Consider the following 20,558-nt stretch of genomic DNA (forward strand, 5'->3'; position numbering starts at 1 on the left):
GGGGTCAGGACAGCTCCTGGACGCGGATCATGTTGCCCGCCGGGTCGCGCACGCCGCAGTCGCGCACGCCGTAGGGCTGGTCCGTCGGCTCCTGGACGATGTCGGCATCGGCGGCCTGCAGTCGTTCGAAGGTGACGTCGAGGTCCTTCGTGGCGAGGACGAGCATGGCGTAGGTGCCCTTCGCCATCATCTCGGTGACGACGCGGCGCTCCTCGTCGGTGAACCCCGGCCCGACCGCGGGCGGGGACAGGACGACCGAGGTGTCCGGCTGCGAGGGCGGCCCGACGGTCAGCCAGCGCATCGCGCCCTGGCCGACGTCCAACCGGACCTCGAAGCCGAGCACGTCGCGATAGAACGCGAGCGAGGCCTCCGGGTCGTCGTGGGGAAGGAAACTGGCCTGAATGGTGACGTCCATGGCGCTCACGCTAGGGCCGGGACGACGGGCGCGGCTTCTCGATTCCTGACCGGTCGGGCGACCTGCCGCGCCACGCAGGGCAGCAGCCCGACCGTCGCCTCCGTCGCAGCGCGCCGGTACACGCTCGGCGGCACTCCCACCAGCTCGGTGAACCGGGTGCTGAAGGTGCCCAGCGACGAACAGCCGACGGCGAAGCACACCTCGGTGACGCCGAGGTCGCCGCGCCGCAGCAGCGCCATCGCCCGTTCGATGCGCCGGGTCATCAGGTAGCTGTACGGCGACTCGCCGTAGGCCCGGCGGAACTCGCGGCTGAGGTGGCCGGCGGACAGGTGCACCCCACGGGCGAGGGCCTCGACGTCCAGCGGCTGCGCGTACTCGCGGTCGATCCGGTCGCGGACCCGCCGCAGCCGGGCGAGATCACGACGCCGTTGCGCGGCATCCGGGGCGCTCGTCACGCCGAGATGGTGTCACGTCCGGGCCCGTTCCGGGGTACTTGCGACGCCGCGGCCAAGTACAGCTAGGCCGTCGCCCGGCCGATCGACGCCGCGAGCTCGGCCGCGGCCCGGGAGAGCTCGACGCCGCTGCGCCGGGCGACCTGCACGGTGCGGGCGAGTCCGGGCGAGGCGAGGCGGGTCGTGCGGAACCGCTCCCCCACCACCGTGCTCGGCACCACGGCGACGCCGAGGCCCGCTGCGACGAACCCCAGCACGGCGTCCATCTCGCCGCCCTCGACGGCGAACGTCGGCTCGAACCCCTCGGCCCGGCACGCGGCGAGCGTGGTCTCGCGCAGGTCGTACCCCTCCCGGAACATGACCAGCTGCTTGCTGCGCAGCTCGGCGACCTGCATCCGGGCGCGGCGCGTGGGCGGCGGCGCGTCGAGGGCCGAGATGACGACGAGCTCCTCGACGAACAACGGCTCGGTGACCAGCCGCGGGTCGTCCTGCGCGCGCGAGTCGACCAGCAGCGCGAGGTCGAGGGCCCCCTCCGCCAGCAACCGCTGCAGGTCCCGGGACCCACCCTCGGTAATGACTATCGCCACACCCGGATGGCTGCGGTGGTAGTCGCCGATGATCTTGGGCACCAAGCCGGTGCACAGGCTCGGGGTGGCCCCCAGCCGCACCTTGCCACGCCCCAGCTCCCCCAGCTCGCGCAGCGCCAGACGGGCGTTGTCGGCCTCGGCGAGCATGCGCCGGGCGATGGGCAGCAGCTCCGCCCCGGCGGCGGTCAGTTCGACGTTTCCGGGGCTGCGTGCGAACAGCGGCGCACCGAGGCTGCGTTCGAGGGCGCGGATCTGCTGCGACAACGTCGGCTGCGCGACGTCCATCTCGTCGGCCGCCCGGGTGAAGTGACGAATGTCGGCGACGGCCACGAAGTAGGCCAGCTGTTGCAGCTGCACGAGCCCATGATAGTCAGACGCTATCGGGACGACAGTTGTCATCTGTTTCCCCTCTGATCGTTCGCGTCCTACCGTCGATCCACGTGGTCATCACACAACCGAAGAAGCGCCAGGCCGGCCCCGGCCGTGGCACCGGCGGACGCTCCGCCCGCCGCAACCGCAGTGGCCTGCCGGCCTTCTGGCACAGCTCGATCGGCAAGAAGATCGTCATGGCGGTGACCGGCCTGGTCATGCTGTCCTGGCTGCTCGCCCACATGCTCGGCAACCTGAAGATCTTCTTCGGCCGGCGCGACTTCGACCACTACGCCGACTGGTTGCGCACCGTCGGCGAGCCCGTCCTGCACGGTGGGTGGTTCCTCTGGATCTCGCGGGCCGGCCTGCTGGTGGCCGTCCTCCTGCACATCACCGCCGCCGCGCAGCTCTCGCGTCGTGATGTGAAGGCACGGCCGGTGAAGTACGCCGCCGGCCAGCGGGCCAAGGCCACGTTCGCCACCCGCACCATGCGCTACGGCGGGACCATCCTGGCGCTGTTCATCGTCTGGCACCTGCTCGACCTCACCGCCGGCGTGACCAACCCGGACTTCCACGAGGGCCAGGTGTACGACAACGTCACCGCGGACTTCCAGGTGTGGTGGATCAACATCATCTACATCGTCGCGATGGTGATGCTCGGACTGCACATCAACCACGGCTTCTGGAGCGCGACGCAGACGCTGGGCATCAACAACCCCGTCCGTGACCGGGCCGTCAAGGCGGCCGGCTCGACGATCGCCGCGGTGATCGCGCTCGGCTTCATCGCCGTCCCCGTCGGTGTCATGACTGGAGTGATCTCGTGAGTACCTCGTACACCGTCGGCGACCCGATCGCCGACACCAAGGCACCGGCCGGCCCCATCGAGGACCGGTGGTCCACCCGCAAGTTCGAGGCCAAGCTGGTCAACCCGGCCAACCGTCGCAAGCACCGCGTGATCGTCGTCGGCACCGGCCTCGCGGGCGGATCGGCCGGCGCCACGCTAGCCGAGCAGGGCTACCACGTCATCCAGTTCTGCTTCCAGGACTCGCCGCGACGTGCGCACTCGGTGGCCGCGCAGGGCGGCATCAACGCCGCGAAGAACTACCGCAACGACGGCGACTCCGTGCACCGGCTGTTCTACGACACGATCAAGGGCGGGGACTTCCGCAGTCGCGAGTCCAACGTGCACCGGCTGGCCGAGATCTCGCTGCAGATCATCGACCAGTGCGTCGCGCAGGGCGTGCCGTTCGCGCGGGAGTACGGCGGTCTGCTCGACACCCGATCCTTCGGCGGCGTGCAGGTGCAGCGCACGTTCTACGCGCGGGGCCAGACGGGCCAGCAGCTGCTCTACGGCGCCTACCAGGCGCTCGAGCGGCAGATCGACGCCGGCAACATCGAGATGCACGCCCGCACCGAGATGCTCGACCTCGTCATGGTGGACGGCCGCGCCCGCGGCATCGTCGCGCGCGACCTGGTCACCGGCGAGATCACGACGCACCTCGCCGACGCCGTGGTGCTGGCGACCGGCGGCTACGGCAACGTCTTCTACCTCTCCACGAACGCCAAGGGCTCCAACGCGTCGGCCATCTGGCGGGCGCACCGGCGCGGGGCCTACCTCGCGAACCCGTGCTTCACGCAGATCCACCCCACGTGCATCCCCCGTTCGGGCGACTACCAGTCCAAGCTCACGCTGATGAGCGAGTCGCTGCGCAACGACGGCCGCATCTGGGTGCCCAAGAAGCGCGGCGACGAGCGGCCGCCGAACGAGATCCCCGAGGACGAGCGCGACTACTACCTGGAGCGGATCTACCCCAGCTTCGGCAACCTGGTGCCCCGCGACATCGCCTCGCGGGCCGCGAAGAACCAGTGCGACGAGGGGCGCGGCGTGGGCCCCGGCGGGCTGGGTGTCTACCTCGACTTCGGCGACGCCGTCGAGCGGCTGGGCCGCGACGCGGTCGCCGCCAAGTACGGCAACTTGTTCGACATGTACCAGCGCATCACGGCCGAGAACCCGTACGAGGTGCCGATGCGCATCTACCCGGCCGTCCACTACACGATGGGCGGCTTGTGGGTCGACTACGACCTGCAGACGACCATCCCGGGACTCTTCGCGATCGGTGAGGCCAACTTCTCCGACCACGGCGCGAACCGTCTCGGCGCGTCCGCACTCATGCAGGGCCTGTCCGACGGCTACTTCGTGCTGCCGCCGGTGCTCAACGACTATCTCGCGACGGCGAAGCTCGGCACGGTCGAGGCCACCGACGCGGCGGTGGCGCAGGTCGAGACCGAGACCCGGCAGCGCATCGACACGCTGCTCTCCATCCAGGGGCAGCGCACGGTCGACTCGTTCCACCGCGAGCTCGGCATGCTGGTCTGGGACATGTGCGGCATGGCTCGCAACGAGTCCGGGCTGCGCAAGGCGCTCGAGCGCATCCCCGAGCTGCGCCAGGAGTTCTGGACCAACGTCAAGATCCCCGGCACCGGCGAGCAGCTCAACCAGCAGCTGGAGAAGGCCAACCGGGTCGCCGACTTCCTCGAGTTCGCCGAACTGATGTGCCTCGACGCGCTGGTGCGCGAGGAGTCGTGCGGCGGGCACTTCCGCGAGGAGCACCAGACCGCCGACGGCGAGGCCGAGCGCGACGACGACGGCTTCAGCTACGCCGCCGCCTGGGAGTACACCGGCTCGAGCGAGGGCCCGGTGCTGCACAAGGAAGCGCTTGAGTTCGAGTACGTCCACCTCGCACAACGGAGCTACACATGAAGAGCACCCCACGAAATCGCTCCACAAAACCGGTTACACGATTCCGCGGGGGCCCCGCATGAAGATCACCGTCCGCGTGTGGCGACAGAACGGCCCCGAGGCCGACGGCCGCTTTGTCGACTACCCGGTCGACGACGTCTCGGCCGAGATGTCGTTCCTGGAGATGCTCGACGTCCTCAACGAGCAGCTCATCCTCGACGGCGAGGACCCGATCGCCTTCGACCACGACTGTCGCGAGGGCATCTGCGGCTCGTGCGGCATGTGCATCGACGGGCGGGCGCACGGCCCCGTCCAGACCACCACGTGCCAGCTGCACATGCGCGAGTTCTCCGACGGCGACACCATCGAGGTCGAGCCGTGGCGCTCGACCGCGTTCCCGGTGATCAAGGACCTCGTCGTCGACCGCACCGCGTTCGACCGCATCATCCAGTCCGGCGGATACATCACCGCGCCGACCGGCGCGGCGCCCGAGGCGCACTCGACGCCGGTGCCCAAGCCCGATGCCGACCGCGCGTTCGAGAACGCGACCTGCATCGGCTGCGGGGCCTGCGTGGCGGCCTGCCCGAACGGGTCGGCGATGCTGTTCACGTCGGCCAAGATCGCGCACCTCAACGCCCTGCCGCAGGGACAGCCCGAGCGCGAGACCCGGGTGCTCGGCATGGTCAACCAGATGGACGAGGAGGGTTTCGGCGGCTGCACGAACGTCGGCGAGTGCGTCGCGGCGTGCCCGAAGGAGATCCCGTTCTTCAGCATCGTCGACATGAACAAGCAGTTCCGCAAGGCGGTCCGTAGCGGCCGTCGCTGACGTTCCGCCATCCGCCGCCGCTCCCCCTCCCGGGGGGAGCGGCGGCGGTGTGGATGATGGGGACATGACGTCTCTCGCCAGCTGGTCGACGGCGGACCTCACGGCGGCGGCGCGCGACGTCCGCGATCGTGCGTTCGGCACCCGGCTGACCTACTCGCCGAAGGTGTTCGTCCCGCTCACCCGGCTGTGCCGCGATCGCTGCGGGTACTGCACCTTCGCGACCGCGCCGCGCCACCTGAGCACGCCGTACCTGACCCGCGACGAGGTGCTCGCGATCGCCACCGCTGGTGCCACCGCTGGTGCCACCGCCGGCTGCCACGAGGCGCTGTTCACCCTCGGCGAGCAGCCCGAGCAGCGCTACCCGCAGGCGCGGGAGTGGCTGACCGAGCACGGCTACGCCTCCACCGTCGACTACCTGCGGGCGATGGCCGAGGCGGTGCTGGTCGAGACCGGTCTGCTGCCGCACGCCAATGCCGGCGCGCTGGGCGAGGCGGAGCTCGCGGCGCTGCGCTCCGTCGCGCCGTCCCAGGGGATGATGATCGAGTCGCTGCGCGACGATCTCGCCGCCCACCGGGGCGCGCCCGACAAGGTGCCCGCCCGCCGCCTCGCCACGCTCGAGGCCGCCGGCCGGCTCGCGATCCCGTTCACGACCGGCATCCTGGTGGGCATCGGCGAGGACGAGACCGACCGCATCACCGCGCTGCAGGCGATCGCCGAGAGCCATGCCCGGCACGGGCACGTGCAGGAGGTGATCGTCCAGAACTTCCTGCCCAAGCCGGGCACCGCCATGCGTGACGCCGCGCCGTGCCCGACCGAGGACCATCTGCGCGCGATCGCGCTGGCCCGGCTCATCCTGCCCGCCGACGTGCACCTGCAGGCGCCGCCGAACCTGTCCGACGAGGCCACGTTGCCGGCCCTGGTCGACGCCGGCATCGACGACTGGGGCGGCGTCTCCCCCGTCACCGCCGACCACGTCAATCCGGAGCGGCCCTGGCCGGCGCTCGACACGCTGCGCGCAGCCACCGAGACGGCCGGGCACACCCTGGCGCCGCGGCTCACGATCTACCCGGAGTTCGCGCAGGCGCCGCAGCGCTGGCTCGACGCCGACCTGCGCTTCGCCGTCCTCGACCGGGCCGACGCCGAGGGGCTCGCCCGCGACGACGCCGGCTCGCACTGGCCCGAACGGCACGAGGCCGCGGCGAACGTGGGCACGGGCGCCGAGGTCGTGCAGATCGGGCGGCGGTCGAGTGCCTGGTACTCCGGCGCCGACGTCGAGCCGCCGGCGCTGCTCCCGGCGCCGGCCCGGGCCCGCGGGCCGGTGCGCGAGGCCCTGGACGCCGCGGTGGCCGGTGAGCAGCTCGACGAGGACGCGATCACCACGCTGTTCACGGCCCGCGGCCCGGAGGTCGCGGCGGTGGCCGAGGTCGCCGACGCGATGCGGCGCGAGGCGGTCGGCGACGCCGTCACCTACGTGGTGAACCGCAACATCAACTACACCAACGTCTGCACCTTCAAGTGCACGTTCTGCGGCTTCAGCAAGGGCCCGCTGTCGCTGAACCTGCGCGGCAAGCCCTATCTGCTCTCGCTGGACGAGATCGCCGGCCGCGCCGTCGAGGCCGCCGAGCTCGGCGCCACCGAGGTCTGCCTGCAGGGCGGCATCCACCCCAGCTTCGACGGTGAGTTCTACGTCGACGTCACCCGGGCGGTGAAGGCGGCCGTGCCGGACCTGCACGTGCACGGCTTCACCGCACTCGAGGTGACCGAGGGTGCGCGTCGGCTCGGCGAGCCGCTGCCCGACTACCTGGCCCGGTTGCGCGACGCCGGTCTGAAGACGCTGCCGGGCACGGCCGCCGAGATCCTCGACGACGAGATTCGCGCCGTCCTGTGCCCGGACAAGATCGACACCCAGCAGTGGCTGGACGCCCACGAGGCGGCGCACTCGGTGGGGCTGCGCAGCAACGTCACGATGATGTTCGGCTCGGTCGAGTCCCCGCGACACTGGGCCCGCCACTTCGTGCGGACCCGCGAACTGCAGGCCCGCACCGGCGGGTTCACCGAGTTCGTCGGGCTGCCCTTCGTCCACATGGCCGCGCCGATCTACCTCAAGCGCGGCGCGCGACGCGGGCCGACCTTCCGCGAGGTCCTGCTCGTCCACGCCGTCGCGCGCATCGCGTATCGCGGGCTGATCGACAACATCCAGGCGTCCTGGGTGAAGCTCGGTCGCTCGGGCGCGGTGCAGCTGCTCAACGCCGGCGTCAACGACCTCGGCGGGACGCTGATGGACGAGAACATCAGCCGGGCCGCCGGCGCGACCCACGGCCAGGGCTGGCAGCCCGCCGACTTCGAGGCCGTCGCCGCGGATGCCGGCCGGTTCGCCGTCCAGCGCAGCACCCTCTACGCCGAGCCCGCCACCGCGCTGCGGACGGCGTGAGCGAGGCGCGCACTGTCGAGACCGTCGTCATGCCGCTGTCGGGCCGGACGTTCCGATGGCGCAGCGACGGGTTCTTCCGCGTCGACGAGCCGGTCGAGGACGGCGACCCCGGCGACGGCGACGGATACTGGAAACCCTGGGAGCCGGACGCCGGCTGGCCGGGCACGTCCGAGGCGTCCCCCGGTGAGACGGCAGACCCGACGTGGTGGCTGCGGTACGGCTTCGCCCGACCGGACGTGCGGGTGACGGCGTGGCGCGCCGACGACGTCGACGTGCCGGTGACGCGGCTCGGTCACCTGTGGATCGCCGAGTGGCGCAGCGCCGCGCAACCGTTGTTCGTGGCCCTGGACGACGAGGTGCTCGAGTTCGAGGTGTTCCGGCCCGACTACCTGCCGCCGGCCCGGGTGCCGTTCGTCCGCACGGCGCCGAACCCTCGCGGCTGAGCACCGCGGGCAGTCCGGGACGCGGCCGGTCCGCCGAGATCGTCGGCGGCGTGCCGCGCAAGTGACCGGCGAGTAGCGTCCGGCCGATGGACGAAGCCGCCCGTCGCATCCACGCCTTCACCGACGACGCCCTGGGCGACCACGACGCGGTCGGGCTCGCCGAGCAGGTCCGCCGCGGGGCGGTCGGTCGCGACGAGCTGGCGGCCGCGGCCGCCGCCCGCTCCCGCGCCGTCGAGGCGGAGCTGCACGCCGTCGCCTTCGACGCGTTCGCCTCGCCCCGACTCGGTGACGACCCCGAAGCGGCGCTGTTCGGCGTCCCCACGTTCGTGAAGGACAACACCGATCTTGCCGGCTGGCCCACCAACCACGGCAGCGAGGCCTACGTGGCGAGCCCGGCGAAGCGCGACGGCGCCTACGCGCGGCAGTACCTCGGCACCGGCCTGACCGTGCTGGGCAAGTCCCGGTTGCCCGAGTTCGGCTTCAACGCCACCACCGAGTTCATGACGCAGCCGCCCACCCGCAACCCGTGGGACCCGGCCTACTCGGTCGGGGCGTCGTCGGGCGGCTCGGCCGCGATGGTGGCCGCGGGCGTCGTCCCGATCGCGCACGCCAACGACGGCGGCGGCTCGATCCGCATCCCCGCCGCGTGCGCCGGGCTCGTCGGGCTCAAGCCGTCCCGCGGTCGCCATCGCGACGGCGAGCAGGCCCGCCACCTCCCGATCAACATGGTCTCCGAGGGCGTCGTGACCCGCAGCGTCCGCGACACCGCCGCGTTCGTCGCGGCGGCCGAGGACGGCTGGCGCAATCCGAACCTGCCGCCGGTCGGGCTGGTCACCGGCCCCGCGCAGCGACGGCTGCGGGTCGGTCTGATCCTCGACACCGTCACCGGCGCGACGGTCGACGAGGACACCCGTCGCGCCGTCGAGCGGACCGCCGCGCTGCTGGAGCGTGCCGGTCACGTCGTCGAGCCGATCGCGCTCCCCGTCACCGAGCAGTTCGCGGCCGACTTCGTCCAGTACTGGGGCCTGCTGGCCGAGCTCGCCCTCGACACCTCCCGGCTGCTGCTCAGCCGATCGTTCGACGCCGCGCGCGCGGACGGGCTGAGCCGGGGACTGCGGGCGTTCCACCGGCGGCACCTGTATCGCACGCCGGGTGCGCTGCGTCGGCTACGCCGGGTCCCGCAGCAGTGCGCGGCCCTGCTGGCGCGACACGAGGTCGTCCTCTCCCCCGTTCTCGCCCACACCACGCCGCCGCTCGGCCACCTCGCGCCCACCGTCGCCTACGACGAGCTCATCCACCGGCTCACGCGGTGGGTGGCGTACACGCCGCTCAACAACATCTCCGGCCAGCCGGGCATCTCGCTGCCGATGGGCACGACGGCGGGCGGCCTGCCGGTCGGCGTCCAGCTCACCGCGGCGCACGGCGACGAGCGCACGCTGCTGGAGCTCGCGTACCTGCTCGAGGCCGCACAGCCCTTCGCCCGCATCCAGGACTGACCAGCCGCACCGCGGCGCCCACTGTTCGGCCGGGTGCAGGGCGTGTACGGGACGGTCGTGTGGGGCGGCATCCCGTTGGGGTCGTTGCTCGGCGGGGTGCAGGCGAACGCCGTCGGCGTCCGGTGGGTTTTCGCCGTCGCGGGCGCGGCACTGCTGGTGCTGTCCGGCGTGCTCGGCCGGTTGCTGCACCGGCGCCGCGATCAGCTCGGGATCGCCCTCACCGGCAGTGCTCCCGCACCAACCCCGCCGTGACACCGGGCTGCTCCCACCACAACAGGTGCCCGACACCGTCGAGCGGACGCAGGGTGGCGCGGGGCACGAGATCGGCGATCACCGGCGCGTTGGCATAGCCGATCATCTGGTCGGCGGTGCCGTGGACGACGAGGGTGGGCGCGGCGAGACCGGGCAGCCGGCCGCTCGTGTCGTGCCCGAACACTGCCTTGGCCTGCTGCAGCACCACAGGCATCGGCACCCGCACCGCCAGCGACGCCGCCGCGAAGGCTGCGAACTGCGTGTCGTCGGCGCGGAACGCCGGGGACAGGTTCACCTCGTACGCCGTGCGCACCGCGTTCTCGACGGTGCCGGTGGTGGCGGCGAGCTGCATGGCCTGCAGCAGCCGCAGCGGGCCCGGGGCATCCAACGTGGCGCCCGCCCCGCCGGCGTAGGTGCAGCCCAGGACGACCGAGCGGACGCGCTCGGGCCGGCCGAGCGCGAGCTCCTGCGCCACCATGCCGCCCAGGGAGATGCCGAGGACGTGCGCATCGTCCCACCCGACGACGTCGAGCACGGCCGCGGCGTCGGCGGCGAGATCGGCGACGGTGAAGTCGCCGACGGCGTCCGGCCCGTCCCGGTCGGCACCGATCCCCCGATGATCGAACGTCACGACGTCGAAGTCCGCGGCGAGGGCGGCGAGGAACGCCTCACCCCACAGCGCGTGGTGGCCGGCCATCCCCTGCACGAGCAGCAGCGGCGGCCCGGCGCCGCGGCGTCGCCACGACAGCGCGTGGTCGCCGACCTGGACGTAGGGCATCGTCGCGGCTCAGTCGACGCCGATGAGGATGCGCGGATGACGGGTCGGGGCGAGCCATGCCATGACGCGGATCAGGTCGTCGCGCGGGATCGCTACGCAGCCGGCGGTGGGCTCGCCGTTCTGGATGTGCAGGAAGAACGCGCTGCCCCGGCCTGCCTTCACCCCGCCCGGCGCGTTACGGGTGTTGTAGTCGATGACGACGGCCTGGTCGTACTCCGGCGTGACCTCGTGCAGATGCTCGTTGACGCCGTTGTCGTAACCGCAGTCGCCGCAGCGCTGGTGCGTGTTGTACGTCGAGCCGGGACTGCTCATCCAGTAGTCGGCGTTCGTGGTGCGGAAGTAGGGCAGCCGAGTGCCGGGGTCGCCGTCGTTGCCGAAGGCCTGCGTCAGCGTGAAGCTGCCGGCCGGGGTCTTGCTGCTGCCCTCGCTCGCCCTGCCGACGCCCGCGCTGCCGACGTAGGCGTCGATCGCCGCGCCCACCCGGCGCCATCCGCCGTCGGACCTCTTCCACCGCTGCACGGTCGCGGTGGTCGCGCCGTGGCTCGACGCGACGACGGTGACCACCTGCCGGGCGTCGCCGGTCGACAGGTCGAGCGGGAGGCGCTGCGTGCGGGCGGTGCGCGCCGCGTGGGACGACGAGCGTCGCGGCGCCGGCGTGCTCGTGGCCGGCGGCGTCGGCCGGTGCGTGCCCGGGGCGGACGACCGGGCCGTCGTGCTCGGGCGTGCCGAGGTGCGTGGGGCGGTCGTCGTCGGTGTCGTGATGGCCGGGGCGGGTGTCGACGACGGGACGGTCGTCGATGCGCCGGCGGAGGTGCTCGCGTCCCGTTCGCCGCGGGCGCTGGAGCAGCCGGCGAGGACCACCGCGCTCAGCGCGGCGAGGACGGTCAGGCGGGTGGGGCGGCCGGGCATGGCCACCAGGATGTCACGTGACGCCGACGAGGATCCGGGGGTGGGCGGCGGGCTTGAGCCAGCGCAGGTAGGACACCAGCCGCGACTGCGGGATGGCGACGCAGCCGGCGGTGGGCTCGCCGACCGACACGTGCAGGAAGAACGCGCTGCCCTTGCCCTGCTTCACGCCGCCCGGCGCGTTACGGGTGTTGTAGTCGATGACGGCGGCGTAGTTGTAGTACGGCGTCGTGTAGTAGAGCCGTTCGTTGACGCCGTTGTCGTAGCCGCAGCTGCCGCAGCGCTGGTGGGTGTTGTACTTCGAGCCCGCGCTGCTGATCCAGTAGTCCGAGGGCTTGGTCTTGAAGTAGGGCAGCGACGTGCCGGGGTCGCTGTTGCGGCCGAAGGCCTGGGTGAGGGTGAAGCTGCCCTTGGGAGTCTTGGAACTGGACTCGCTCGCCGAGCCGATGCCGTCGGCGCCGACGTACGCGCGAACCGCCTTGCCGGTCTTGCGCCACTTGTGACCGCTGACCTTGGTCCACGCCTGCACGGTCGCGCGGGTGCTCCGCGACGACCCTGCCGTCACGGTGATGACCCGGGTGGCCTTGCCGGTGGAGTAGCGCAGCGGCAGCGACCGGCCGGCGGCCGCGGTGGCGCGGGCCGGTGAGCTGGTGCGGGCCGGTGAGCTGGTGCGGGCGGCAGTCGCGCGACGGGTCGCGGTGCGCGGCGCGGGCCGGGCGGTCGTGGTGGAGCTGGTCACCCGCGCCGGCGGTGCCGACGTCGCGGTTCGCGTGGTCGCCGCCGGGGCCGCGACGCTCACGGCGCGCGCGGACGACCGTGCCACCGGACGGGCGACGCCGGTGTGCGACGCGGCGGCGGAGGTCGTGCCGGACGTCGTGCCGGACGCCGGCGTCGTCGGGTCGTCGGTGCGCGGCAGGAAGGCGGGCCGATCACTGGGCTCCGCGCGGTGCGTGGCGGCCGCGGCGCGCTCGTCACGCGACGAGTCGTCCGCGGCGCGGTTCATGCCGATGACGACGACGGCACAGCCCGCGACCGCGGCGCACGACACGAGCGAGGACACGACCCGACCGACCGACATGTGACCAGTGTGCCAGGTGTGACTGGTGTGAATCCAGTCCCGATCATGCCGACGTGATCACTCCGGGGCGACGGCCTCGACCAGGTTGCCGTCGGGGTCGCGCACGATCGCGTTGAACTCGCCCCGGCGGTAGGGGGTCCAGCGCCGCGGTGCCGCGTGCTCGCGGCCGCCGGCCGCGAGCGCGGCCGAGTGGAACTCCTCGACGTCGAGGCGGGAGGCGACCCGCAGCCGAACGTGCACGTCCCGGGTCGGCACGCCGCTGGTCACCAGCCAGACCTGCGCCGGCGCGCCGGCCGGGCCCCAGCCGAGCGCCTCGACGGCGGCGTCGTCCTCCTCCTCGTCGACGAGCTCGTGGGTGCGCACGAAGCCGAGCGCGCCGAGCGCCGCCTCGTAGAACTCGGCCGACGCGGCGAAGTCGGACGCGCCGACGGTGACGCTGTCGAGATGCGGGGTCACAACGGCCATCCCTCCCGCCGCCACGCGGCGTCCCAGAACATCCACTCGTAGCGCGCCGTGACCCCGAAGTGCCGGTGCATGCCGGACTCCGCGGCGGCGTCCACGACGAGGCGGTCGGCCAGGGCCAGCACGGCGGCCACGGTCTCGGCGAACGCGTCGTCGGCGTAGGTGTCGATCCAACGCCGGTATCGCGCGTCCGGCGAGCCGGCGGCGACGAGTGACTGCCCGACCCGCTGGTAGATCCAGTAGCAGGGCAGCACCGCGGCCAGCCCGTCGGCGAAGGTGCCGCCGTGGGCCGTCGCCAGCAGGTAGGACGTGTAGGCCGTCGTCGTCGGCGAGACCGCGACGTCGGCGAGCGCGGCCGCGTCGATGCCCAGCTGCGGCAGCAATGTCTCGTGCAGCGCCAGCTCGACCTCGGCGGTCTCGGCGGCGTGCCGTGCTAGCAGCGCGGTGTCGGCGTGGGTCGGAGCCTTGGCCGCGACGACGGCGAGCGTTCGCGCGTAGTCGCGCAGATAGTGCGCGTCCTGGGCGAGGTAGTAGGCGAACGTGTCCGCCGGGAGGGTGCCGTCGGTCAGTCCGGCGAGGAACGGGTGCGCGAGGATCGCCTCGTGGACGTGCGCCGCGCCGTTCCAGAGTCGCTGCGTCACGGTCGCGACCTCCGGCGCGGTCAGCGTGTCCTCCATGCCCCCGATCCTCCCGCCCCGTCCTGTGCGGCGAGACCGACGCCGCGACCGACCGGCGATACTGACGCGATGGACGCCGTGCCGACCGCGCTCACCATCGCAGGCTCGGACTCCGGCGGCGGCGCCGGGGTCCAGGCCGATCTGAAGACCTTCCTCGCCTGCCGGGTTCACGGCATGTCGGCGATCACCGCCGTCACGGTGCAGAACTCGCTCGGGGTGTCGGGGTTCTACGAGCTCCCGCCGGAGGCGGTGGCCGAGCAGATCGAGTCGGTCGCGACCGACATCGGCGTGGGGGCGGCCAAGACGGGCATGTTGGCCTCGGCCGCGATCATGGCCGCAGTGGCCGAGACCGTGCAGCGACTCGGCATCGCGCCGTTCGTGGTCGACCCGGTCGCCGCGTCGCAGCACGGCGACCCGCTGCTGCGACCGGACGCCGTCGAAGCCCTGCGCGACGTCGTCCTCCCCCTCGCCACGCTCGTCACCCCGAACCTGGGCGAGATCGCGCTGCTCACCGGCGTCGAGGTACGCACCCGCGCCGACATGGACGAGGCCGCTGCCGCGCTGCTCGCGCTCGGGCCGAAGGCGGTGCTGGTCAAGGGGGGGCACCTGGCCGGTGACGATGCCGTGGACCTGCTGCACGACGGCGAGACGGCAATCGAGTTCCGCGCCCCGCGCCACGACACGGCGCACACCCACGGTTCGGGCGACACGCTCGCGTCGGCGACCACCGCCGCGCTCGCGCGCGGCGCGACCCTGGCCGCGGCCGTCGCAGAGGGCAAGGCGTTCATCCGCGGCGCGGTGGCCGGCTCCTTCCCGCTGGGCAGCGGGCTCGGCCCGGTGGGTCACTTCTGGCGGGTGCGGGACTGGCCCCAGCGGACCACGCCGTGAGCGATGCGCCGCGGCGTCCCACCATGGCGCTGACCTCGGTGACGGTGGGTGCCCCGGACGCCCCGGCCCTCGCCGGGTTCTACGGCCGGCTGCTCGACTGGCCTGTCGTGGCCGAGGAGGCGGACTGGGCACAGGTCCGCCCGCCCGACGGCGTCGCGGGACCGACCGTCAACGTCGAGCACGAAGCGCACTGGCGTGCGCCGGTGTGGCCGAGCGAGCCCGGAGCGCAGCACGCGACGATGCACCTCGACATCCGGGTGGACGATCTCGACGTGGCCGAGGCGTGGGCGACCTCGCTCGGCGCGCGCCGCGATGCGGTGCAACCGCAGCCCGACGTGGTGGTCATGCGCGACCCCGTGGGCCACCCCTTCTGCTTCTTCCTCGACTGAAGGCCACCGCCGCCGGCGGGCTATCCGGTGTCGGGCTCGACGACAGCGGTGAAGTCGATCTCGGGGAGGTGGTGGGCGGTGTTGCGCACCGGTGTGCCGGACGGGTCCAGCCACGGCGGCGCCAGCCATTCGGGGCGGCCGTGGCGCATGTGCAGCTGCCAGTCGCTGCGCCCGAGGCTGCGGTGATGGTGGCCGCAGAGCAGGACGAGGTTGGCCAGGTCGGTCGCGCCGCCGTCGGCCCACGCGACGACGTGGTGGGCCTCGCACCAGGCCGCGGGCCGGGTGCAGTCGGGGAAGGCGCAGCCGCCGTCGCGGGCCGCGAGCGCCCGACGCTGTGCGGGGGTGGCGAGGCGGCGGCTGCGCCCGAGGCCGAGGACTGCGCCGTGCCGAGCGAGGACGACCGGGCTCAGCAGGGCGTCGCCGGTGAGCTCGAGCAGCCGCCGGATCGAGAGGTGCGCCCCGTGGTCGGTCTGCGCCAGACCGTCGGGCCGGCGCAGCTCCGCCGCGGTGGTCCGGACGAGAACGGTGACCGGGGTGCCGCCGCTGTCGGGCAGCGTGCCGGAGCGCAGCAGCCGCAGCCCGGCGTCGAGGAACCCGTCGTGGCGCCGCTGCGCCGCCGACCGGTCGTCGGGTGAGGGCGCGGCGGCCTCGTCAGCCGCGACTGCCGGGGCGGAGAGCGCGTCCAGGATCGTGCGCCACACCGCGGCCGCCTCTCCGGTCAGCCGACCGGATGCGATGGCCGACCCGTCCCGCGCCGGGGTCAGGGTGAAGCCGCGGCGGCGTTCGATCACGTCGGCGCGGTCGAGCACGCCGTCGGGGTCGAGCCGACGCAGCACCAGCTGCCCGGTGCGACGCAACCGGGCCGGGTCCTCGTGCCGGGCAGCCTCGACCAGGAGCCGCTCGGCCACGCCGGACGCCTCCACCGCGATCGCCGCGGGGATCTCGGCCAGCACGTCGGCGATCACCGCGGCGTGCCCCACCGAGATCGTCCCGGCGCGCTGCGCGGCCGCGGTCGCCGGCAGCAACGGCGGCAGAGCCTCGCCCGACACCGTGCGCCGCGGCCCGAGGTCACGGGCTCGCTCGACGCGAGCCTTCGCCTCCCCCGGCGCCACCCGCAACCGCACCCGCAGCAGGTCGACCGTCGACGTGCGACCGAACTCCCCTGCCGCACCGCGCTCCTCGATCTCGGCCAGCAGCCGAGCGTCCGCCGCGGCCAACCGCCGGTGCTGTGTCTCGAGCGCGTCGAGCAGCGCCACCAGTTCCCGGCCGGACAACCTCGTCAGGTCGGCATCGAGCAACCCGTCGACCCCCGCGCGCACGATGGCGATCCGCTCGTCGACCACCTCGTCGACCCGGTTCGCCTCCATGCTGACGATATTAGAACGCGGGTACGACACTCTTGTCGACCGCCGCGAGCGCCGCCACACCCGTCCACCGCCGATCACCGTGGGATGCGATCGCCCCACGAGACGTCGACCGCCGCCACGACGAGGTCTCCACCCTCCTCGCTGCGCCAGTGCTCCAGGTCGGCGCGGCCGTCCTCCGACGAACGCACGATCGGCGGCCGTCCACGGCTGGCCAGAGTGGCAACCTCGGCACCCGACAGCCAGTCCAGCTCGCATTCCACGCCGCCGCACCCGCACGCGTCGTACACGACGCGCGCCCCCTGGGCGGCCAGGGCGAGCGCGACGCTCGGCCGGAGACCGTCGTCGACGAGGGTGTAGGCGACGCCGGACGGGTCTGCCCAGCTGTCGCCTCGTCGGCCGGCCCGCACGCGCCGCGGACGGGTCGGCCGGGCCGCGAGCCGCTCGACCGCCTCGGCGAAAGACTCCGCGCGGCGCTTCCTCACGGCGACGATCCTTCCCCAGGTCGGCCGCCAGCGCCGTGCGTTCGCGGTCGAGCTTCGTCGCACGATGCGTCACGGAGGTGACACCATCGCGGCAGCGCGCGCTGCGGTGGCCGGTCGGACCACTGCTCGCGGGTCACGGCTACCGCGTGACCGCCGTCGACCTCCCGGGTCACGGCCGTTCGGAACCGGACCCGGACGCGACGCCGGAGTCCTTCGTCGACGCGGTGGGACGCTCGGTCCCGCGGCGGTGGGGTGTCGTGGTCGGGCACTCGATGGGCGGTTCGATCGTCGACGGCGTCACCGCCGCCATGCACGGGAGGCGCGGGTTCGACATCCGCACCATGCTCGAAGCCGGCCACGCGGTGTGGCCCCTGACGGCGCGGCGGCTGCCGTCCCGACCCTCGCGGCCGGCGATCCGCGCGTTCCCGACGTCGCGTGCCGAATACTCGGTCACGAACGCGCGACGGGCCTAGCCTGCGAGGCATGGCCGACGCCGCTCCCCTGCGGGCCTTCCCGGTCGTGTACGCGACGGCGGTACGAGCGACGGTCGCGTTCTACGAGCGGCTGGGCTTCACCGTCTTCGTCGCCGTGCCGACCCCGGCCGACCCCGGTTACGTCGGGCTGCGCCGCGACGGCAGCGAGCTGGCGGTCGTCGACGCCAGCTGGTCGGGCGAGCAGTTCGGCGCGCCGGTCGGTGACCGGCCCCGGTTCGAGCTGTTCGTGTACGTGACCGACGTCGACGCGACGGTGTCCGCGCTCCCTCGCGGCACCACCGTGCTCAGGGAGCCGGCCGACATGCCGTGGGGCGAGCGGGTCGCCTACGTCGCCGACCCGGACGGCAACCCGGTCGCGCTCGCCGCCGGGGCATCGCCGCCACCGTGACCGGTGCGTCGCCGCGACGTCCTGGTCGCGGCGAGGACGGCGTGCACGACGGCGAGATCGGGCGGCAGCTCGTCGGGCGCCGGGTCGTCCCTGCCCACGATCGCCCGCCGCACGCGCGTCACGTCCCGCCGCAGCACGCGGCGCTCCCGCTCGTCACCGGGCAGCACCGCCAACCGGTGCAGGGCCGCCACGGCGTCCACGGCGTGTGGCCGCTGGCCGCGACCGACGGTCCGACGATGGGCGCGCAGCATCGGCTCGAGCTCGCGCAGCAGCCGCAGGGTGCCCTGGGTGCGCGCGGCCCCGGCGGCATCCGGGGCGAGCTCGTCGGACAGCGCGGCCAGGCCGCGAGCGAGGTAGCTGCGCAGGACGTCGCGCGAACGGACCGGGACGACGAACCAGGCGGACAGGGCGCCCAGCGTCGCGCCGACGACGATGGCCGCCACCCGCTCGGGCAGCGCCCGGGCGGCGTCCTCGCCGTAGTAGCCGTCGAGCAGCGCGATCATCGCCGTGACGCCCGCCGCCCAGTACGCGTAGTTGCGGTCCCGCACCACGACGGCCGCCGCCATCACGACGAAGACGGCGACGACCAGCCATCGGTTGCCGGCCGGCAGCCCGTGCGCGGTGACCAGTGTCGCCGCGACGGTGCCGGCCGCGGCGCCGACGACCCGCATCACGGCCTTGTGCACGACGTCGCCGCGGCCGCGCGCGCTGCTCAGGACGAGGTAGGCCGAGACGACGGCCCACCGCCAGCGGTCGCCGAAGAGCAGGTGGCCGAGGACGAGCGCACCACCGAGCGCGAGCAGCAGCTGCAGCGCCGCCCGCGTCCCGGCGTCGAGGCGACGGCCCCGGCGGCGCGCCCCGGACGCGGGGAGCGGCCCGGCCGCCGGGGCGAGCCGCGCGCGGCACCACTGCGCGGCCGCCGCGCACGCCACGGCGAGCAGGCCGACGGCGGCACCCCACCACACGGCGGAGGCGCTCGGGACGGGGATCGCGGGCGACCCGCCGCTCGGAGAGCGCGGCACCGGCGGCACCGGCGTCACCAGCAGCGCCAGGAAGGGCAGCGCGACGAGCCGACCCGCCTGCGGCACCAGCCCGCCCCATCGCCGCGCCTGCACGCCGAGAGACAGGGCGAGGACGAGCAGGGGCTGGCCGACCCACGGTCGGTCGATCAGCAACCACCCGGCCCACGTCGCGGCGACCCCGACGAGTGGCACCTCGACAGCGGCGAGCAGCCGCGAGTGGTCGGCCCGGCCGAACGCCCGGGACAGCGTGAGAGCCAGCACGGCGGCGAGGACGAGATCCTGGTGGGGCACGTCGACGCACCGGCTCAGCCCGTAGACCCCGCCGAACGACGTCAGGACCGCCGCCATCGTCAGGGCCGCCGAGACGACGTCGGCGCGCCACCGGCCGCCGTCCGACGTCGCACCCGGCGTGCGGGGGGCGGGTCCGCCGACGACGGTCACGGCTCGACCGGGGCGACACCACCACCGTCGAACCCGGCGAGCCGCTGCATGATCTGCGCCGCCTGCAGCAGCGTGGCGAGGTCGTCCTCGTCGCAGACGGCGTCGATGGCGTCGGCGAGCCACCGGGTGCGCGGGGCCATCTCCCGTCGCAGCGCACGCCGCCCGGCGGCGGTGGCCGCCAGCAGGGCGCCCCGACGGTCGGCGGGGTCGGGGGTGCGGCGGACGAGCCCCGCACGCTCCAGCGCCGCGAGAGGTCGGGTCAGCGACTGCGGCAGCATCCGCAGCTGTCGCGCGAGCTCACCCGGCGTCAGCGGCCCCTGCGTCATGATCCGCCCGAGCACGGAGACCGAGTTCAGACTCAGCTCGCCGTGGCGCTCCGCCCGCGCCCGCGCGTCGAGCGACGTCGTCGCGCGCCGGATGATGGTGGCCTCGTCGAGCGTCGGTCGTCTGGTACGCATCTGCTGATCATATGGTCAGCAGCTGCGTAGTTGCCGTCGTCACCGGCGGTCTGCGTCGAACCTCCCGTGCCCGATCCGGTGAACCGTCACCCGGGACGGCCTAGCCTGCGTGACATGACGGGTGCCGGTCCGCACCGCGCCGTCGCGAGCGACCGGCAGCTCGCGCAGGCGAACGTGGCGCGGTTGCGCCACCCGGTCGGCGACCCGCGCGTCGCCGGCTTCGTGGCTGCCCTGGACCGCGTCAACCACCTGGCCGACCACGCACCGGGTTTCGTCTGGCGCCACGTCGCCGAGCACGGCCACGTCGCCGTCTCCGACGAGGACCCGCTCGTCGTCCTCAACATCTCGGTGTGGCGCGACTACCCCGCCCTGCACGCCTTCACCTACCGCAGTCACCACGGTCACTTCACGCGGCGACGGGCCGAGTGGTTCGAGCGACTCCCGCAGCCGTCGACCGTCCTGTGGTGGGTGGCGGCGGGCACCCACCCCACGCCGGCCGACGCGCTCGCGCGGCTGGCGCACCTGCGCCGCCACGGCCCCACGCCGTCGGCGTTCTCGTTGCGCGCGCGGTTCGACGGGTCCGGCCGGCCCGAACGACGGCGCGGGCGGCTCGCGGACCAGGAGTAGGGTCGAGCGCGCACGGGAGCCCTCGACGCCGCCATGGCGAGGAGGGCTGAGAGGGCGAAGCAGCCGACCGTCGAACCTGATCCGGGTCAT

Annotated in this window: 24 protein-coding genes; 12 read left to right on the plus strand and 12 right to left on the minus strand. The window is 73.5% G+C overall.

The window, feature by feature from the left end:
• Nucleotides 1-4: 4 nt before the first annotated feature.
• The 3 genes from BUE29_RS00535 to BUE29_RS00545 all read right to left on the minus strand — a co-directional run bounded on the left by BUE29_RS00535 (nt 5) and on the right by BUE29_RS00545 (nt 1,811).
• Nucleotides 5-415, minus strand: coding sequence for a VOC family protein (locus BUE29_RS00535; protein ID WP_073384658.1), 411 nt, complete (start codon nt 413-415; stop codon nt 5-7).
• Nucleotides 416-420: 5 nt separating this feature from the next.
• The gene (locus tag BUE29_RS00540; protein ID WP_073384660.1) at nt 421-870 is read right to left on the minus strand and encodes a helix-turn-helix transcriptional regulator; all 450 of its coding nucleotides are present in this window, start codon (nt 868-870) and stop codon (nt 421-423) included.
• A 62-nt stretch (nt 871-932) separates the two neighbouring features.
• Nucleotides 933-1,811: a LysR substrate-binding domain-containing protein gene (locus BUE29_RS00545; RefSeq protein ID WP_073384662.1), complete on the minus strand. Its 879-nt coding sequence runs from the start codon at nt 1,809-1,811 to the stop codon at nt 933-935.
• A 209-nt stretch (nt 1,812-2,020) separates the two neighbouring features.
• On the opposite strand from BUE29_RS00545, the gene BUE29_RS00550 reads away from it, so the two are divergent.
• The 7 genes from BUE29_RS00550 to BUE29_RS21715 all read left to right on the plus strand — a co-directional run bounded on the left by BUE29_RS00550 (nt 2,021) and on the right by BUE29_RS21715 (nt 10,011).
• Nucleotides 2,021-2,647 carry a succinate dehydrogenase cytochrome b subunit gene (locus BUE29_RS00550; protein ID WP_084180707.1) on the plus strand — a complete coding sequence of 209 codons (627 nt, stop codon included), beginning with the start codon at nt 2,021-2,023 and terminating at the stop codon, nt 2,645-2,647.
• Nucleotides 2,644-4,584, plus strand: a complete 1,941-nt coding sequence (locus BUE29_RS00555; RefSeq protein WP_073384664.1) for a fumarate reductase/succinate dehydrogenase flavoprotein subunit — start codon at nt 2,644-2,646, stop codon at nt 4,582-4,584. Before BUE29_RS00550 ends, BUE29_RS00555 begins: the two co-directional genes overlap by 4 nt.
• A 58-nt stretch (nt 4,585-4,642) precedes the next feature.
• Nucleotides 4,643-5,389 (plus strand): succinate dehydrogenase/fumarate reductase iron-sulfur subunit, encoded by a 747-nt coding sequence (locus BUE29_RS00560; RefSeq protein WP_073384666.1) that lies wholly within the window; start codon nt 4,643-4,645, stop codon nt 5,387-5,389.
• A gap of 64 nt (nt 5,390-5,453) precedes the next feature.
• Complete coding sequence (locus tag BUE29_RS00565; protein WP_073384668.1) at nt 5,454-7,820, plus strand: bifunctional FO biosynthesis protein CofGH; 2,367 nt, start codon at nt 5,454-5,456, stop codon at nt 7,818-7,820.
• Nucleotides 7,817-8,263 (plus strand): hypothetical protein, encoded by a 447-nt coding sequence (locus BUE29_RS00570; RefSeq protein ID WP_073384670.1) that lies wholly within the window; start codon nt 7,817-7,819, stop codon nt 8,261-8,263. The genes BUE29_RS00565 and BUE29_RS00570 overlap by 4 nt, the downstream gene beginning before the upstream one ends.
• An 86-nt stretch (nt 8,264-8,349) precedes the next feature.
• Nucleotides 8,350-9,759, plus strand: a complete 1,410-nt coding sequence (locus BUE29_RS00575; RefSeq protein WP_073384672.1) for an amidase — start codon at nt 8,350-8,352, stop codon at nt 9,757-9,759.
• Between the two features lie 42 nt (nt 9,760-9,801).
• The gene (locus tag BUE29_RS21715) at nt 9,802-10,011 is read left to right on the plus strand and encodes a hypothetical protein (protein WP_200799967.1); all 210 of its coding nucleotides are present in this window, start codon (nt 9,802-9,804) and stop codon (nt 10,009-10,011) included.
• Here BUE29_RS21715 and BUE29_RS00585 read toward each other — a convergent pair.
• From BUE29_RS00585 to tenA, 5 genes are read right to left on the minus strand one after another with little or no spacing between them, the layout of a single operon-like run.
• A complete protein-coding gene (locus BUE29_RS00585; RefSeq protein WP_073384674.1) occupies nt 9,977-10,789 on the minus strand; it encodes an alpha/beta fold hydrolase in 813 nt (270 codons plus the stop codon). The two genes, BUE29_RS21715 and BUE29_RS00585, sit on opposite strands and share 35 nt — an antisense overlap.
• Before the next feature lie 9 nt (nt 10,790-10,798).
• Complete coding sequence (locus BUE29_RS00590) at nt 10,799-11,698, minus strand: L,D-transpeptidase family protein (protein ID WP_143167909.1); 900 nt, start codon at nt 11,696-11,698, stop codon at nt 10,799-10,801.
• Nucleotides 11,699-11,711: 13 nt separating this feature from the next.
• Nucleotides 11,712-12,773 carry a hypothetical protein gene (locus BUE29_RS00595; protein WP_143167910.1) on the minus strand — a complete coding sequence of 354 codons (1,062 nt, stop codon included), beginning with the start codon at nt 12,771-12,773 and terminating at the stop codon, nt 11,712-11,714.
• A gap of 57 nt (nt 12,774-12,830) precedes the next feature.
• Complete coding sequence (locus BUE29_RS00605; RefSeq protein WP_200799968.1) at nt 12,831-13,229, minus strand: VOC family protein; 399 nt, start codon at nt 13,227-13,229, stop codon at nt 12,831-12,833.
• Nucleotides 13,226-13,912, minus strand: a complete 687-nt coding sequence (gene tenA, locus BUE29_RS00610; protein ID WP_073384683.1) for a thiaminase II — start codon at nt 13,910-13,912, stop codon at nt 13,226-13,228. Before tenA ends, BUE29_RS00605 begins: the two co-directional genes overlap by 4 nt.
• Nucleotides 13,913-13,981: 69 nt before the next feature.
• Here tenA and thiD point away from each other — a divergent pair, with 69 nt between their 5' ends.
• Nucleotides 13,982-14,800 carry a bifunctional hydroxymethylpyrimidine kinase/phosphomethylpyrimidine kinase gene (gene thiD / locus BUE29_RS00615; RefSeq protein ID WP_073384685.1) on the plus strand — a complete coding sequence of 273 codons (819 nt, stop codon included), beginning with the start codon at nt 13,982-13,984 and terminating at the stop codon, nt 14,798-14,800.
• Nucleotides 14,797-15,189 carry a VOC family protein gene (locus BUE29_RS00620; RefSeq protein ID WP_200799969.1) on the plus strand — a complete coding sequence of 131 codons (393 nt, stop codon included), beginning with the start codon at nt 14,797-14,799 and terminating at the stop codon, nt 15,187-15,189. Before thiD ends, BUE29_RS00620 begins: the two co-directional genes overlap by 4 nt.
• A gap of 20 nt (nt 15,190-15,209) precedes the next feature.
• On the opposite strand, the gene BUE29_RS00625 is transcribed toward BUE29_RS00620, so the two are convergent.
• On the minus strand, nt 15,210-16,556 hold the full coding sequence (locus BUE29_RS00625) for an HNH endonuclease signature motif containing protein (protein WP_159440808.1): 1,347 nt from the start codon (nt 16,554-16,556) through the stop codon (nt 15,210-15,212).
• Nucleotides 16,557-16,630: 74 nt separating this feature from the next.
• Nucleotides 16,631-17,038 carry a hypothetical protein gene (locus tag BUE29_RS22290; RefSeq protein ID WP_073384689.1) on the minus strand — a complete coding sequence of 136 codons (408 nt, stop codon included), beginning with the start codon at nt 17,036-17,038 and terminating at the stop codon, nt 16,631-16,633.
• A gap of 77 nt (nt 17,039-17,115) precedes the next feature.
• On the opposite strand from BUE29_RS22290, the gene BUE29_RS22295 reads away from it, so the two are divergent.
• Complete coding sequence (locus BUE29_RS22295; protein WP_159440809.1) at nt 17,116-17,511, plus strand: alpha/beta fold hydrolase; 396 nt, start codon at nt 17,116-17,118, stop codon at nt 17,509-17,511.
• 10 nt (nt 17,512-17,521) lie between these two features.
• A complete protein-coding gene (locus BUE29_RS00640) occupies nt 17,522-17,920 on the plus strand; it encodes a VOC family protein (protein WP_073384693.1) in 399 nt (132 codons plus the stop codon).
• On the opposite strand, the gene BUE29_RS00645 is transcribed toward BUE29_RS00640, so the two are convergent.
• Together BUE29_RS00645 and BUE29_RS00650 are read right to left on the minus strand one after the other, a co-directional pair.
• Nucleotides 17,857-19,383, minus strand: a complete 1,527-nt coding sequence (locus BUE29_RS00645; RefSeq protein ID WP_073384695.1) for an FUSC family protein — start codon at nt 19,381-19,383, stop codon at nt 17,857-17,859. The two genes, BUE29_RS00640 and BUE29_RS00645, sit on opposite strands and share 64 nt — an antisense overlap.
• Nucleotides 19,380-19,841: a MarR family transcriptional regulator gene (locus tag BUE29_RS00650; RefSeq protein ID WP_073384697.1), complete on the minus strand. Its 462-nt coding sequence runs from the start codon at nt 19,839-19,841 to the stop codon at nt 19,380-19,382. Before BUE29_RS00650 ends, BUE29_RS00645 begins: the two co-directional genes overlap by 4 nt.
• A 114-nt stretch (nt 19,842-19,955) precedes the next feature.
• On the opposite strand from BUE29_RS00650, the gene BUE29_RS00655 reads away from it, so the two are divergent.
• A complete protein-coding gene (locus BUE29_RS00655; protein WP_073384699.1) occupies nt 19,956-20,468 on the plus strand; it encodes a DUF3291 domain-containing protein in 513 nt (170 codons plus the stop codon).
• Nucleotides 20,469-20,558: the final 90 nt, after the last annotated feature.

Source organism: Jatrophihabitans endophyticus (assembly GCF_900129455.1).
GTDB classification, from domain to species: Bacteria; Actinomycetota; Actinomycetes; order Mycobacteriales; family Jatrophihabitantaceae; genus Jatrophihabitans; species Jatrophihabitans endophyticus.